The sequence below is a fragment of the Pseudomonas sp. P7759 genome (assembly GCF_013386445.1).
GTDB classification, from domain to species: domain Bacteria; phylum Pseudomonadota; class Gammaproteobacteria; order Pseudomonadales; family Pseudomonadaceae; genus Aquipseudomonas; species Aquipseudomonas azotoformans_A.
In genome coordinates this window covers 327,173-341,874 of sequence record NZ_JACART010000007.1, presented here as the reverse complement: position 1 = coordinate 341,874, position 14,702 = coordinate 327,173, and the positions used below count along the sequence as shown (strand labels likewise).

Here is a 14,702-nt window from a genome sequence, read left to right as displayed (position 1 = left end):
TGGCTGTGGTTACAGATGGGATTCGGCGTATTCAGCCAGGATCGAACGTGGAACCCCTTGCAGCGCAATGTGCACGCCGTTCGGGAAGTCTTTGAAGCGTTCCGTCAGGTAGGTCAGCCCGGAGCTGGTCGCGGACAGGTAAGGGGTGTCGATCTGTGCCAGGTTGCCCAGGCACACCACTTTGGAACCAGCGCCGGCACGGGTGATGATGGTTTTCATCTGGTGCGGGGTCAGGTTCTGGCATTCATCGATCAAAATCAGGCTCTGCTGGAAGCTGCGACCTCGGATGTAGTTGAGGGATTTGAACTGCAACGGCACTTTGCTGAGGATGTAGTCGACGCTGCCATGGGTGTTTTCGTCATCCATGTGCAAGGCTTCGAGGTTGTCGGTGATCGCCCCCAGCCACGGTTCCATTTTTTCCGCTTCGGTGCCGGGCAGGAAGCCGATTTCCTGGTCCAGGCCCTGCACGCTGCGGGTGGCGATGATGCGGCGATAGCGTTTGGTCACCATGGTCTGCTCGATGGCGGCAGCCAGGGCGAGGATGGTCTTGCCGGAACCGGCAGCACCGGTCAGGTTGACCAAGTGGATGTCCGGGTCGAGCAGCGCGTACAGCGCCAGGCTCTGGTAGATATCACGCGGTTTCAGGCCCCAGGCTTCCTGGTGCAACAGGGGTTCCTGATGCAGGTCGAGGATCAGCAGCTTGTCGACCTGGATCTCTTTGATCCAGCCCACGAAGCCCTGTTCGTCGACGATGAATTCATTGATATGCACCGCGGGCAGATTTTCGATCAGCTGCACCTGGTGCCAGGTACGGCCATGGTCCTGGCGGGTTTCGACCTTGCTGACGCGATCCCAGAACGAGCCAGTGATCATGTGATAGCCACGGGACAGCATCGACACGTCGTCGACCAGTTGGTCGGTACTGTAGTCCTCGGCCGCGATCCCACACGCTCGGGCCTTGAGGCGCATATTGATGTCTTTGGTCACCAGCACTACGCGCAGGTCCTTGTCGCGGGCGTGCAGGTCGATCAATTGGTTGATGATTTTGTTGTCGTTCAGATTCTCCGGCAGCAGGCTGTTGGGCTCGCTGCGCTTGCTCATCAGAATCGACAGCAAGCCCTTGGGCCCGCCTTTGCCGCGCTGGATCGGTACGCCGACTTCGACGTCCTCCGGCGACGCTTCGCCCAATGTCTTGTCGATCAGGCGGATGGCCTGGCGACATTCGGCGGCAACGCTGTGGTGCCCGCTTTTGAGTTTGTCGAGCTCCTCAAGCACGATCATCGGGATGGCGACGTGGTGTTCTTCGAAGTTGAGCAGTGCGTTTGGATCGTGGATCAATACGTTGGTATCAAGCACATAAAGGATTGGCTGGTCGGAAGAAGGGTTACGTCCATGATCATCCATACTCGGTCACCTTTTGTGGGAGCCAGTCGACGCAATACCTGGGCGGTGCTGCGCCTCGATTCGACCACCGACTGCACCTTAAGTGACGTCAAGCGCAGTGCCCACCTGAGGAGTCTTGGAAGACGCCACCTGTGCTGCAGGTTTCGGCGATCTGACTTCGTAATACCGCAAAACGTGTGACAGAAAAAAGCACTTTGACGCTTTTTTGAAGTTTATTTTTCAGGATGACGAATAGCACTAGCCGAGTACCCCGTACCCCGCTAAAGTCGGAAGTCCGCCTGCTTCGAAATGTCGCACAAAATCACCCCAAAAACGCCTCATCCCCAACAGGAACGGGCATTTCAGCGAAACGCCTCCCGGCAGTCCTGCCAACCCAGCCCACTCTGCGCCGTCGCCTGCAACAGCATGGGTAAAGCCACCCGCGCCTTGTCCTGGGTGTCGTGAAACACAATCACCCCTTTGCGCCACAGCAGCATCAAGGTCAGCACCCGTTGCGCCGATTCATCGGCCTTGAGCTTGCCCGGTTCGTCCTGGGAATCGATGTCCCACAGTGCCACCTGCAAGCCTTGGGCTTGGAAAAAACCCTGGCTGTCTGCACGACGTTGACCATAGGGCGGACGGAACAGCGGCACGTAGTTTTCCGGCATCAGGTTTTGCGCCAGTGACGCACTGCGGGTGATGGAACTCTGCCAGTCCACCCAATGGCTGTGTGAGCGGTACTGCCAGCCCTGGGTGCCGACGCACTGGCCCTGGTACAACGCCTGCACATCGGCCACCGAACTGCGCTCGACTCGGGTTTGCAGGCTGCTGCCGAGGGCGAAGAACGTGGCGTTCATCTTTTGCTTGCGCAGGTAGTCGGTGAGCCAGTCGGTATTGCCACTGACGGGCGCGGGGCCGCCGTCGAAGGTGAGCAGGAACAGGCGGTCGTTGAATTCATCGCCATTGCGCTCATGGTCGCCGAACCGTGCGACTTCGCTGCTGATCTGCGGGAACAGCGCGGCCTTGCGCAGCAGCTCGTCCAAATAACGTTCATGGAACACATGGCTGGGGTTGGCCCAGCCTATATAGAATGAGTCTTCGCTCACCTCGAACTTGCCGGCCTGCTCACGCAGGTCGTCCATGTTCTCTACCAGATAGCAGAACGAGGCGTCGACTTCGCAGCTCTGCTGGGCAAACGTGTAATTCTCCAGCAGGCGCTGCCAGAGTTGGCGACGCAGGTCGTCGATGGCGGACAGGTTGATGATCTTCAGGCCCAGGCGCTGCTTGAGCGCGGCGTCATCCTGGTTCTCGCTGGCCAGCAGGCTGTGGGCGAACATGAGGATTTCGGCGCGTGAGGCCACGTCGAACAGCGCCGGGCTGCCGAGTTTTTCGGGCCAGGTGCCACGGTCCAGGCTCGCCACATCCATCGGCGCCGCCTGGGCATTCAGGCATAGCAGGCAAGCCGACAACAAAAGTGCTATTCGCACACGGGGTCTCCCTCTCCAGAGTCACCGGCCATCATAGCGGATCATGCCTATCGCCATCATAGGTGGAGTCAAAACGCCCCAGCCCCTAGAATCCCTCCCACGATTACAGGAGACGACTTCATGCTGATGGTGATTTCACCCGCCAAGACCCTCGATTTCGAGACTGCGCCTGCGACCCAGCGCTTTACCCAGCCGCAGTACCTGGACCATTCCCAGGAGCTGATCGAGCAACTGCGTGAGTTCAGCCCGGCGCAAATCAGCGAGTTGATGCACGTATCCGACAAGATCGGCGGCCTCAACGCCGCGCGTTTCGGCAGCTGGACGCCTGCGTTCACGCAGGAAAACGCCAAGCAGGCGCTGCTGGCCTTCAAAGGCGACGTGTACACCGGCCTGAATGCCGAGACGTTCAGCGACGCCGACTTCACCTATGCCCAGGACCACCTGCGCATGCTCTCGGGCCTCTACGGCCTGCTGCGCCCGTTGGACCTGATGATGCCGTATCGCCTGGAAATGGGCACCAAACTGCCCAACGCCCGTGGCAAGGACCTGTACGCCTTCTGGGGCACGCGCATCAGCGAATGGCTTAACGAAGCGCTGGCCGAACAAGGCGATGACGTGTTGCTGAACCTGGCCTCCAACGAGTACTTCTCGGCGGTCAAGCGCACGGCGCTGAACGCGCGGATCATCAACACCGAGTTCAAGGACCTGAAGAACGGCCAGTACAAGATCATCAGCTTCTACGCCAAGAAAGCCCGGGGCATGATGAGCCGCTTTGTGATCGAAGAACGTATCAACGACCCGGCCAAGCTGAAGGAATTCGACGTGCAGGGCTATCGCTTCAATGCGGAGCAGTCGAAGCCGGATAACCTGGTGTTCCTGCGCGATCACGCACCGGAATAAAGCCGAACCCGCCTCTTAAGGCAATGAGATCCAAATGTGGGAGCGGCGGTGCGACGATTCGACTTGCTCGCGAATGCGGCGTGTCAGTCGATAGATTCTTCTCTGATCCACCGCATTCGCGAGCAAGCCCGCTCCCACAGTTTTGATTGCATTTCAACTTCCGAATCGCCATTTTTTTGGCGTCAAAAAATATCTTGATGCATCTCTAACAATTCTTTCACTCGACATCCGTCGTTTTTTTTCGTAGTGGCACCACTTTTTTTAAACACTAGTGGCACAAAACTATCTCCCTCGCCCAACTCCCCACAACTACTGGCCCAAATAGCAAGTGCTATCAATATAATACCAGTGCCATCTTTCCTAATATTTCAAGAAATTTCCGGAAACAGGATGAGCGGCCTGGAACTTCGTCTAAACGCACGGCTCATACCACCGGTAACGAAATTCTCTGTTTCTGTAAGAGATGACTTACATAACGACCCAAGGAAGTAGCGAAGTTGCCCCATCAACTTTGACTCATGGGTCACATCATCAACTGATATGAGTTGAGGGCGGCGATAAGGATGAATTGCTATCCCCTATAGGCCAAGGCAGCGCTTACCTAAATGTGTCAGTGATGACACCCAAGGTACTGATAAATAAAGGCTTTAAGCCTCTATCTGCACCCTGCGGCACTGGCGTCGGCACCTTCCCCCAGGAAGGCCGGCTGCATTTCAGGGCAAGCCCCAATAACAAGGCCAAGTTGCGCACAACTTGAGTGCAATAGTTAGTCACTCACTAATTAACATGCCTGTACGCGGTAAGTCGGCGTCTATTCGCCCAACTTTCGTGGCATCAGTGACGCTTGCAAACATGAACTCCGGCCAATTATTGGCATGATTAACACAGAGGTAAATGCGATGCGCATCAGCATATTTGGTTTGGGTTACGTTGGCGCAGTGTGTGCCGGTTGCCTGTCTGCCCGTGGCCACGAAGTGGTGGGCGTAGACATCTCCAAGGACAAGATTGACCTGATCAATGCGGGCAAATCGCCAATCGTTGAACCCGGTCTGGGCGAGCTGTTGAGCCAGGGTATTCAGAACGGCCGGCTGCGCGGTACTACCAACTTCGCCGAAGCCATCCGCGACACCGACCTGTCGATGATCTGCGTCGGTACGCCAAGCAAGAAAAACGGCGACCTGGAACTGGATTACATCGAAGCGGTATGCCGCGAAATCGGCCTGGTCCTGCGTGACAAAACCACCCGCCACACCGTGGTCGTGCGCAGCACCGTGCTGCCAGGCACCGTGGCCAACGTGGTGATCCCGATCCTCGAAGACTGCTCGGGCAAAAAAGCCGGCGTCGACTTCGGTGTCGCGGTCAACCCGGAATTCCTGCGTGAATCCACCGCCATCGCCGACTACGACCTGCCACCGATGACCGTCATCGGTGAATTCGACAAAGCCTCCGGCGATGTCCTGCAGTCGTTGTACGAAGAACTCGACGCGCCGATCATCCGCAAGGACATCGCCGTTGCCGAGATGATCAAGTACACCTGCAACGTATGGCACGCCACCAAAGTGACCTTCGCCAACGAGATCGGCAACATCGCCAAGGCCGTGGGCGTCGATGGTCGTGAAGTGATGGAAGTGGTCTGCCAGGACAAAACCCTCAACCTGTCCCAGTACTACATGCGCCCAGGCTTCGCCTTCGGTGGTTCGTGCCTGCCCAAAGACGTGCGCGCCCTCACCTACCGTGCCGGTTCCCTGGACGTGGAAGCGCCGCTGCTCAACTCGCTGATGCGCAGCAACGAATCCCAGGTACAGAACGCCTTCGACATCGTGTCCAGCCACGACAAGCGCAAAGTCGCCCTGCTGGGCCTGAGCTTCAAGGCCGGTACCGATGACCTGCGCGAAAGCCCATTGGTCGAGCTGGCCGAAATGCTGATCGGCAAGGGCTACGACCTGAGCATCTACGACAGCAACGTCGAGTACGCCCGTGTCCACGGCGCGAACAAAGACTACATCGAAGGCAAGATCCCGCACGTGTCGTCCCTGCTCAACTCGGACTTCGACGACGTGATCAACAACTCCGACGTGATCATCCTGGGCAACCGCGATGAGAAATTCCGTGCCCTGGCGCAGAACGCACCGCACGGCAAGCAAGTGATCGACCTGGTGGGCTTCATGTCCAAGGCCACCAGCACGAGCGGTCGTACCGAAGGCATTTGCTGGTAACAGCAACGGCCAGTTCCAAGCTGCCAGCGTACTAATCCCCAGCGCTGGCAGCCTGGAGCCTTCTTCACCTTCGGATGACGCTTATGTCCAAGTTAAAACACATATTGCTCCAATCCGCCGGCTGGCTGTTCTTCCTCAGCCTGCTGATGGGACTCGCCCTGCTGCTACCGGCGAGTACGTTCGACTCCGAGTCGAAGAATTTTATTTTCCTGATTGGCGCCGTCGGCATCTGGCGCTACTCGATGGGTGCTACGCATTTCTTTCGCGGCATGCTGTTCCTGTACGTGGTCTACCCGCACCTGCGCCGCAAAGTGCGCAAGCTGGGCAAGGCTGCCGACCCGTCCCACGTGTTCCTGATGGTCACCAGTTTCCGGATCGATGCGCTGACCACCGCACAGGTCTACAGCTCGGTGATCCGTGAAGCCATCGAATGCGGCTTCCCGACCACCGTGGTCTGCTCGCTGGTGGAAATGTCCGATGAGCTGCTGGTGAAAAGCCTGTGGGAACGCATGAACCCGCCGGAACACGTGAAGCTCGACTTCGTGCGTATCGCCGGTACCGGCAAGCGCGACGGCCTGGCCTTTGGTTTCCGCGCCATCTCCCGCCACCTGCCGGATGACCGCGCAGTCGTTGCGGTGATCGACGGCGACACCGTGCTCGCCGAAGGCGTGGTACGCAAGACCGTGCCGTGGTTCCAATTGTTCGGCAATGTCGGCGGCCTCACCACCAACGAATTCTGTGAAGTACGTGGCGGCTACATCATGAGCGAGTGGCACAAACTGCGCTTCGCCCAACGCCACATCAACATGTGCTCCATGGCCCTGTCCAAGCGCGTACTGACCATGACCGGTCGTATGTCGGTGTTCCGTGCCAGCGTGGTCACCGACCCCGGCTTTATCGCCGACGTGGAAAGCGACTCGCTGCAACACTGGCGCCTGGGCCGCTTCAAGTTCCTCACCGGTGACGACAAGTCCAGCTGGTTCAGCCTGATGCGCCTGGGCTACGACACGTTCTACGTGCCGGACGCGGCGATCCATACCGTGGAACACCCGCCGGAAAAGAGCTTCATCAAGGCCAGCCGCAAACTGATGTTCCGCTGGTACGGCAACAACCTGCGCCAGAACTCCCGCGCCTTGGGCCTGGGTGTACGCCGCCTGGGTCTGTTCACCAGCGTGGTGTTGTTCGACCAACGCGTGTCGATGTGGACCTCCCTGCTCGGTCTGACCGTGGCAATCATCGCCACCTTCAAGTACGGCGGCGCGTTCATCCTCGCCTATCTGCTGTGGATCGGCATCACCCGCCTGATTCTCACCCTGTTGCTGTCGTGCTCCGGCCACACCATCGGCCCGGCTTACCCCGCGATTCTCTATTACAACCAGATCATGGGCGCGCTGGTGAAGATCTACGTGTTCTTCCGCCTTGATCAACAGTCCTGGACCCGCCAGGACACCAAACTGACCCGCGATTTGGCCAGCTTTCAACGTTGGTTCAACACCTGGTCGTCTCGGACCATGACCTTCTCCGCCGGCAGCATTTTCGTCGCCGTGTTGCTGATGATGGTCTGACAGCCAAGCCTGAATTAACTAGGAGCTACACCTATGAGTCAGAACACCATGAACAGCCAAGCAAACGTCAACGTTGTCCACGAATCCGAAGCTCAGCGCCAACATGCCCGCGTGAAAATCCCGGCCAAGCTGCGCTTCTTCAACACTGACCGCACGCCGACCGAAGCCCGGGTGATCGACCTGTCCGCCGGTGGCCTGGCCTTCACCTCGACCCAGCCGTTGACCGTCGGCGAAGTGCACAAGGGCCGCCTGCAATTCGTGATCGATAACCTGGGCCTGGCCATGGACGTGGAGCTGCAGATCCGCTCCTACGACCGCCAGACCGGCCGCACCGGTTGCCAGTTCCAGAACCTTGAACCCCAGGATATTTCTACCCTGCGCCACCTGATCACTTCGCACTTGTCCGGCGACATCGTGACCATGGGCGACGTGCTGGCGACCCTGCAACGCGACAACTTCACCAAGGCGCGCAAGGTCAAGGACGGCGGCAGCAACATGACCGCCGCCGGCCGTCTACGTGCCGTGGTGTTCAGCGCAGGCATCTTCATCGTCGGCCTGGCCGCGTTCGGATTCATCTTCAAATCGGTGTACGGTATGTACTTCGTCAGCCACGCCCAGGCCGGCCTGGTCAGCGTACCTGGCATGAACGTGACCATGCCGCGCGACGGCACCGTGCAAAGCCTGCTCAAAGGTGACGGGGTCGCCGCCAAAGGCGCGCCGCTCGCCACCTTCAGCACCAGCATGCTCGACGTGCTCAAGGGCCACCTGGACGAAGACCAACTGCAACCGGCCAAGGTCGAAGAACTGTTCGGCAAGCAAATGACCGGCACCCTGACTTCGCCTTGCGACTGCGTGGTGGCCCAGCAAATGGTCGCCGACGGTCAGTACGCCAACAAAGGCGACGTGATCTTCCAACTGGTACCCCGCGGCAGCCTGGCCAATGTGGAAGCGCGCTTCACCTATCGCCAGTTCGCCGATGTTCGCCCAGGCACGCCGGTGAGCTTCCAAGTGGCCGATGAAGAACAGATCCGCACCGGCACCATCGTCAGCAGCACCAGCCTGAACAGCGCCGACCTGTCCTCCGACATCCGCGTGCAGATCAAGCCTGACGCACCGCTGGACAGCACCTACGCCGGTCGCCCGGTAGAAGTGACCAGCGACCGTGGTCCGTCGCTGAACTGGCTGATCGATAAAGCCATGGCTGCGGGTCTTTAATCATGAGCGCCCTTCGAAACCTGCCGGTGCCCCTGGCGCTGGCCATCGCCCTCGCCGGTTGCGCCGGCCTGCCCGACCAACGCCTGGCTAACGAAGCGCTGAAACGTGGCGACACCGTCACCGCGCAGCAGAATTACCAGCAACTGGCAGACCTGGGCTACAGCGAGGCCCAGGTGGGCCTGGCTGATATCCAGGTAGGCACCCGCGATCCGGCGCAAATCAAACAGGCCGAAGCCACCTACCGCGCGGCGGCGGACACTTCGCCCCGCGCCCAGGCCCGCCTCGGTCGCCTGCTGGTGGCCAAGCCTGGCAGCACCGAAGCCGAACACCATGAAGCCGAAGGCCTGCTGAAAAAAGCCTTTGCCAATGGCGAAGGCAACACCCTGATCCCGCTGGCGATGCTGTACCTGCAATACCCGCACAGTTTCCCGAACGTGAATGCGCAGCAGCAGATCAGCAAATGGCAGGCAGCCGGTTATCCGGAAGCTGGCCTGGCCCAGGTCCTGCTGTATCGCACCCAAGACACCTACGACCAGCATCTGGATGACGTAGAGCGCATCTGCAAGGCCGCGCTCAACACCACCGACATCTGCTACGTCGAACTGGCCACGGTCTACCAGAAAAAAGCCGAGCCGGAAAAACAAGCCGAGCTGCTTAAACAGATGGAAGCCGGTTACAGCCGTGGCACCGTCACTGCACAACGCGTCGACAGTGTTGCCCGCGTACTCGGCGACGCCACCCTCGGCCAGCCGGACGAAAAAACCGCCCAGGCCCTGCTGGAAAAAATCGCCCCTGGTTACCCGGCGTCTTGGGTCAGCCTGGCGCAACTGCTCTACGACTTCCCGGAACTGGGTGACGTCGACCAGATGATGAAATACCTGGACAACGGCCGCGCCGCCGACCAACCGCGCGCCGAGCTGTTGCTGGGCAAGCTCTACTACGAAGGCAAGTGGGTGCCGGCTGACGCCAAGGCCGCCGAAGCGCACTTCGAAAAAGCCGTAGGCAAGGAAGTGGCCGCCGATTACTACCTCGGCCAGATCTATCGCCGTGGCTACCTGGGCAAGGTCTACCCGCAAAAAGCCCTGGACCATTTGCTGACCGCTGCGCGCAACGGCCAGAACAGCGCCGATTTCGCCATCGCCCAATTGTTTTCCCAAGGCAAGGGCACCAAGCCCGACCCATTGAATGCCTATGTCTTCAGCCAGTTGGCCAAAGCCCAGGACACGCCAGAAGCCAATGACTTGGCCACGCAGCTGGAAACCCCGCTGACGCCTGAGCAACGCGCCCAAGGCCAACGCCTGGTGCAACAGGAACTGGCCGCCCGCGGCACCCTGGCCCAGAGCACGCTGCAACTGCACGCCCTGGATGAAGAAGACGACGGCGAGGAATCCCTATGAAGCTCAACCCATTCGTCAAGGCCGGTATCGGCCTGACCTTCGCCCTGCTGTGGTCGTGCCCGACCCTGGCTGCGCTGACCGAAGCCAAGAACTTCGGCCTGGAAGTCAAAGCCACCGCGCAGTCCGAAGACGACCGCGACCTGGGTACGCAGAAAGGCGGCGACGTCAACGGCGTCGGCCTCGACCTGCGCCCGTGGATCTACGGCGAAAGCGGCGCGTGGAGCGCCTACGCCATGGGCCAGGCCGTGGTCTCCAGCGACATCATCGAGACCGACCCGCTGCAGCAGTCGGCCGATGACGAAAACCAGCAGACCACCAACAACGACCGCAAGACCAAGAAAAACTACTTGGCCATGCGTGAGTTCTGGGTCGGCTACAGCGGCTTCACGCCCTACCCTGGCGAGATCCTCAAGCTGGGTCGCCAACGCCTGCGCAACGACGACGGTCAATGGCGCGACACCAACATCGAAGCGCTGAACTGGACGTTCGACACCACCCTGCTCAAGGCCAATGTCGGCGTTGCCGAACGCTTCAGCGAATACCGCACTGACCTCAAGGAGCTGTCGCCCAAGGACAAGGACCGCCAGCACCTGTACGCCGACGCCGCCTACCAGTGGACGCCCGGCCAGTGGATCGGCCTGCGCGGTCACCATACCCATGACAACGGCAAGCTCGACTACCCGCAACCCGGCGTGCCGACCGACTCGTTGGACAAGCGTGAAAACGGCGACCTGAGCTGGCTCGGCATCGAAGCCAACAGCGACGCCTACAACTGGCGCAACACCAACACGGTCAACTACTGGGCCAGCGTCACCGGCATGCGTGGCGACCGCGACACCGTCAACGCGCTGAACGCCGATGGCACTCGCCCAACCAATGCCAAGCGCAGCGATGACGTGAGCGGCTGGGCCACCGACCTCGGCGTACGTCTGCGCCTTGATCCGCAGTGGCAAGTCGGTGCGGCCTACTCCCGCGCCAGCGCCGAGTACGAGCAGAACGGCCTGCAGAGCAACCGTTCGAACTGGACCGGCACCCAGTCCCGCGTGCACCGCTTCGGCGAAGCCTTCCGTGGCGAGATGAACAACATGCAGTCCATGAGCCTGTTCGGTTCCTGGCAGCTGCGCGAGGACTACGACGCCAGCCTGGTGTACCACAAGTTCTGGCGCGTCGACGGCAACAAGCCGGTCGGCAGCAACGGCATCGATGCGGTGCAGAACAACACTGACGACGTGACCGGCGCGATCCTGTCCAGCACGTCCCTGCCGCTTGAAGACGGCAAGAAAGACCTGGGCCAAGAGATGGACCTGGTGGTCACCAAGTACTTCAAGACCGGCCTGTTGCCGGCTGCGCTGAGCCAGTCGATCGACGAGCCGTCGGCCCTGGTGCGTTTCCGTGCCGGTGTGTTCAAGCCGGGTGACGCCTATGGCAGCCAGGTCGATTCGTACATGCATCGCGCCTTTGTCGACGTGATCTGGAAGTTCTGATGGGAGCCTGCGCAATGAACCCTCAAGCCCTCAAAGGCTCGGCCCTGTTGGCGGCAGCGATGCTGCTGGCAAGTGGTGCTGCCCTGGCCGATGTCGCGCCGCAGGCGAAAGCGCCGACCATCGCCAAAGAGCTGCAACAGGCCAAGACCTACACCATCTCCAGCCCGCCGACCGCGCCGCTGGAAATGGCCAAGCCGACGCTGCCGGATCTGTCGGGCTACACCGATGCGGCAATGGAAAAGAAAATCGTCAGAGGCAAGCCAGGCAAGGTCAGCCTGCGCCGCATGATGCAGGAAGACGCCCTCAAGGACTTCATCGGCGGTGACAACAAGATGGCCGAATGGGTGGTGCGCCAGCACGGCATTCCCCAGGCGATCTTTGTCGACGACGGCTACATGAACCTCAAGGACCTGCTGGGCAAGGTGCCCAAGCAGTACCTGAGCGAGACCTCGCCGGGTGTGATCGTGGCCAAACTGCCGATCGTGGTCGGCCGCAAGGGCATCCTGGAAATCGACAAGAAGACCCAGGAGCTTCGCCTGTCCCAGGAAGCCGGTTCGTTCCTGATCAACGACGGCCAGTTGTTTGTGCGTGACACCAAAGTCACCGGCTGGAGCGAAAAGGCCAACGGCCCGGCGCTGTTCAAGTCGCCGAAAGAATTCCGCCCGTTCCTGCTGGCCTGGGGCGGCACCGAGACGTACATCTCCAACACCAAGATGGCCAGTTTCGGCTACGCCAACAGTAAGTCTTACGGGGTGAGTATTTCCCAATACACGCCGAACATGGCCAAGGTGCTCAAGCGTGCGGAGCCGACCGGCTGGATCATCAACTCCGAGTTCTCGGACATGTGGTACGGCTTCTACTGCTACGAGACCACAGGCTTCGTGATCAAGGGCAATACCTACAAGGACAACATCGTCTACGGCATTGACCCCCATGACCGTTCCCACGGCCTGATCATCGCGGACAACACCGTCTACGGCACCAAGAAGAAGCACGGCATCATCATTTCCCGGGAAGTGAACGACAGCTTCATCTTCAACAACCGCAGCTACGACAACAAGCTCTCGGGCTTGGTGCTCGACCGTAACAGCGTCAACAACATCGTGGCCGACAACGAGTTCTACCGTAACCACACCGACGGCATCACCCTCTATGAGAGCGGCGACAACCTGCTGTGGGGCAACAAGGTGATCGCCAACCGTCGCCACGGTATCCGCGTGCGTAACAGTGTGAACATCAAGTTGTACGAGAACACCTCGATGGCCAACGGCCTGACCGGGCTGTACGGCCACATCAAGGACTTGACCGACACCGACCGTGACATCGCCCTCGACCCGTTCGACGCCAAGGTCTCGCTGATCGTGGTCGGCGGTGAGCTGGCGGGTAACGGCAGCGGGCCGCTGTCCATCGACTCGCCGTTGAGCGTGGAGCTGTATCGCGTGTCGATGCTGGCGCCGACCAAATCCAGCGGCATCAGCTTCAACGGCGTGCTGGGCGATCGCCAGGAAGAGATTCTCGACCTGCTGGTGCGCCAGCAGAAAGCCGTGCTGATCGACCCTGTCGAACGCCAGACCGAATTGCAGGACTGAGGATGACCCTTATGCACCCACACATGATCAAATTGCTGAGCCTCTCGGGTCTGACCCTCGGCCTGCTCGCGGCCAGCCAGGGCGTGCGCGCCGACGAAATCAAGGCGCCGACCTTCACCGCCGAGCCGTGCTGCAGCCTGTGCCCGGCCGCCCATGATGCGAAGAACTACACCACGCGCTACCAGCAGAACTTCACCACCCTGGTGCAAGCCCAGGGCGACTGGCTGTTCCGGACTCAGGAAGACCTGCGCACCGAGTTCGACACCACCCCGTCCGGCTACAAGCGCATGCAGCAGTTGCACGATGCGTTCAAGGCCAAGGGCGTGGAACTGGTGGTGGTCTACCAGCCGACGCGCGGCCTGGTGAACCGCAACAAGCTCAACCCAGAAGAGAAAGCCAAGTTCGATTTCGACAAGGCGCTGGGCAACTACAAGACCATGCTCGGCCGTTTCGCCAAGATGGGCTACGTGGTGCCGGACCTGTCGCCGTTGACCAATGAGCAGTTGCCGGACGAGTTGCCGGCCCACGACTTCTACTTCCGTGGTGACCAACACTGGACCCCGTATGGCGCCCAGCGCACCGCGAAAATCGTTGGCGAGAAAGTGCGCGCCATGCCTGAGTTCGCGGATATTCCCAAGCGCGAATTCGAGACCAAACGCTCCGGACGCATGGGCAAGACCGGCACCCTGCACAACATGGCCGGGCAACTGTGCGGCACCAGCTACGCGATCCAGTACATGGACCAGTTCACCACCGAGCCCAAGGGCGAAGCGGGCGACGGCGACCTGTTCGGCGACTCGGGCAACCCGCAGATCACGCTGGTGGGCACCAGCCACAGCGGCAAGAACTACAACTTCGCAGGGTTCCTGGAGCAGGAAATCGGCGCCGACATCCTCAACGTCGCCTTCCCTGGCGGTGGTCTTGAAGGCTCGATGATCCAGTACCTGGGCAGCGACGAATTCCAGAAGACCCCGCCAAAAATCCTCATCTGGGAGTTCTCGCCGCTGTATCGCCTGGACCAGGAGACCATCTACCGCCAGATGATGTCGCTGCTGGACAACGGCTGCGAAGGCAAGCTGGCACAGATGACGGCCAGCACTTCGTTGAAGCCGGGCAAGAACGAATTGATGGTGAACAGTTCGAACAAAGACCTGCGTAATGCCAATCACCAGGTTGATATCCGCTTCGCCGACCCGTCGGTGAAAACCCTGCAAGCCACCCTCTGGTACATGAACGGGCGCCACGAGGACATCAAGATCGAGAAACCCGAAACATCCGATACAGACGGGCGTTTCGCCTTCGAACTGCGTACCGATGAAGACTGGGCCTCGCAGAACTTGCTGGCCGTGGAAGTCCAGGGCCCGGAAGCGGGCCAGGCTGCGCAGAAGGTTGAAGCGAAAATTTGCACACGCAACGTATTCCCAGCGGGCGGTCAACAGACTGCCTCGACAGGGCAATGAGGTTAC

Annotated in this window: 10 protein-coding genes; 8 read left to right on the top strand and 2 right to left on the bottom strand. The window is 60.1% G+C overall.

Annotated features, from left to right (window positions below; genetic code table 11):
• Positions 1-9: 9 nt before the first annotated feature.
• Both HX823_RS10395 and HX823_RS10390 read right to left on the bottom strand, forming a co-directional pair.
• Entirely contained in the window at positions 10-1,404 is a 1,395-nt protein-coding gene (locus HX823_RS10395; RefSeq protein ID WP_016978207.1) for a PhoH family protein, read from the bottom strand.
• 341 nt (positions 1,405-1,745) lie between these two features.
• The gene (locus HX823_RS10390; protein WP_177074806.1) at positions 1,746-2,870 is read right to left on the bottom strand and encodes a polysaccharide deacetylase family protein; all 1,125 of its coding nucleotides are present in this window, start codon (positions 2,868-2,870) and stop codon (positions 1,746-1,748) included.
• Positions 2,871-2,990: 120 nt separating this feature from the next.
• On the opposite strand from HX823_RS10390, the gene yaaA reads away from it, so the two are divergent.
• From yaaA to HX823_RS10350, 8 genes are all read left to right on the top strand, one after another.
• Positions 2,991-3,770, top strand: a complete 780-nt coding sequence (yaaA, locus tag HX823_RS10385; protein WP_095014777.1) for a peroxide stress protein YaaA — start codon at positions 2,991-2,993, stop codon at positions 3,768-3,770.
• A gap of 899 nt (positions 3,771-4,669) precedes the next feature.
• A complete protein-coding gene (locus HX823_RS10380) occupies positions 4,670-5,986 on the top strand; it encodes a nucleotide sugar dehydrogenase (RefSeq protein ID WP_033899577.1) in 1,317 nt (438 codons plus the stop codon).
• 83 nt (positions 5,987-6,069) lie between these two features.
• A complete protein-coding gene (gene alg8, locus HX823_RS10375; protein WP_161630253.1) occupies positions 6,070-7,551 on the top strand; it encodes a mannuronan synthase in 1,482 nt (493 codons plus the stop codon).
• A gap of 48 nt (positions 7,552-7,599) precedes the next feature.
• The gene (locus HX823_RS10370; protein WP_177074860.1) at positions 7,600-8,766 is read left to right on the top strand and encodes an alginate biosynthesis protein Alg44; all 1,167 of its coding nucleotides are present in this window, start codon (positions 7,600-7,602) and stop codon (positions 8,764-8,766) included.
• Positions 8,767-8,768: 2 nt separating this feature from the next.
• Positions 8,769-10,163 carry an alginate biosynthesis TPR repeat lipoprotein AlgK gene (gene algK / locus HX823_RS10365; RefSeq protein ID WP_033899571.1) on the top strand — a complete coding sequence of 465 codons (1,395 nt, stop codon included), beginning with the start codon at positions 8,769-8,771 and terminating at the stop codon, positions 10,161-10,163.
• On the top strand, positions 10,160-11,647 hold the full coding sequence (locus tag HX823_RS10360) for an alginate export family protein (RefSeq protein WP_038849953.1): 1,488 nt from the start codon (positions 10,160-10,162) through the stop codon (positions 11,645-11,647). The genes algK and HX823_RS10360 overlap by 4 nt, the downstream gene beginning before the upstream one ends.
• Positions 11,647-13,236: a mannuronan 5-epimerase AlgG gene (gene algG / locus HX823_RS10355; RefSeq protein ID WP_177074805.1), complete on the top strand. Its 1,590-nt coding sequence runs from the start codon at positions 11,647-11,649 to the stop codon at positions 13,234-13,236. The genes HX823_RS10360 and algG overlap by 1 nt, the downstream gene beginning before the upstream one ends.
• Before the next feature lie 11 nt (positions 13,237-13,247).
• Positions 13,248-14,696 carry an alginate O-acetyltransferase gene (locus HX823_RS10350; RefSeq protein WP_177074859.1) on the top strand — a complete coding sequence of 483 codons (1,449 nt, stop codon included), beginning with the start codon at positions 13,248-13,250 and terminating at the stop codon, positions 14,694-14,696.
• Positions 14,697-14,702 lie beyond the last annotated feature (6 nt).

Bases quoted from the DNA above. Each gene is read 5' to 3' on its own strand.
- yaaA (WP_095014777.1), top strand. From the start codon at position 2,991: ATGCTGATGGTGATTTCACCCGCCAAGACCCTCGATTTCGAGACTGCG.
- HX823_RS10350 (WP_177074859.1), top strand. From the start codon at position 13,248: ATGCACCCACACATGATCAAATTGCTGAGCCTCTCGGGTCTGACCCTC.
- HX823_RS10370 (WP_177074860.1), top strand. From the start codon at position 7,600: ATGAACAGCCAAGCAAACGTCAACGTTGTCCACGAATCCGAAGCTCAG.
- HX823_RS10395 (WP_016978207.1), bottom strand. From the start codon at position 1,404: ATGGATGATCATGGACGTAACCCTTCTTCCGACCAGCCAATCCTTTAT.
- alg8 (WP_161630253.1), top strand. From the start codon at position 6,070: ATGTCCAAGTTAAAACACATATTGCTCCAATCCGCCGGCTGGCTGTTC.
- HX823_RS10360 (WP_038849953.1), top strand. From the start codon at position 10,160: ATGAAGCTCAACCCATTCGTCAAGGCCGGTATCGGCCTGACCTTCGCC.
- algK (WP_033899571.1), top strand. From the start codon at position 8,769: ATGAGCGCCCTTCGAAACCTGCCGGTGCCCCTGGCGCTGGCCATCGCC.
- HX823_RS10380 (WP_033899577.1), top strand. From the start codon at position 4,670: ATGCGCATCAGCATATTTGGTTTGGGTTACGTTGGCGCAGTGTGTGCC.
- algG (WP_177074805.1), top strand. From the start codon at position 11,647: ATGGGAGCCTGCGCAATGAACCCTCAAGCCCTCAAAGGCTCGGCCCTG.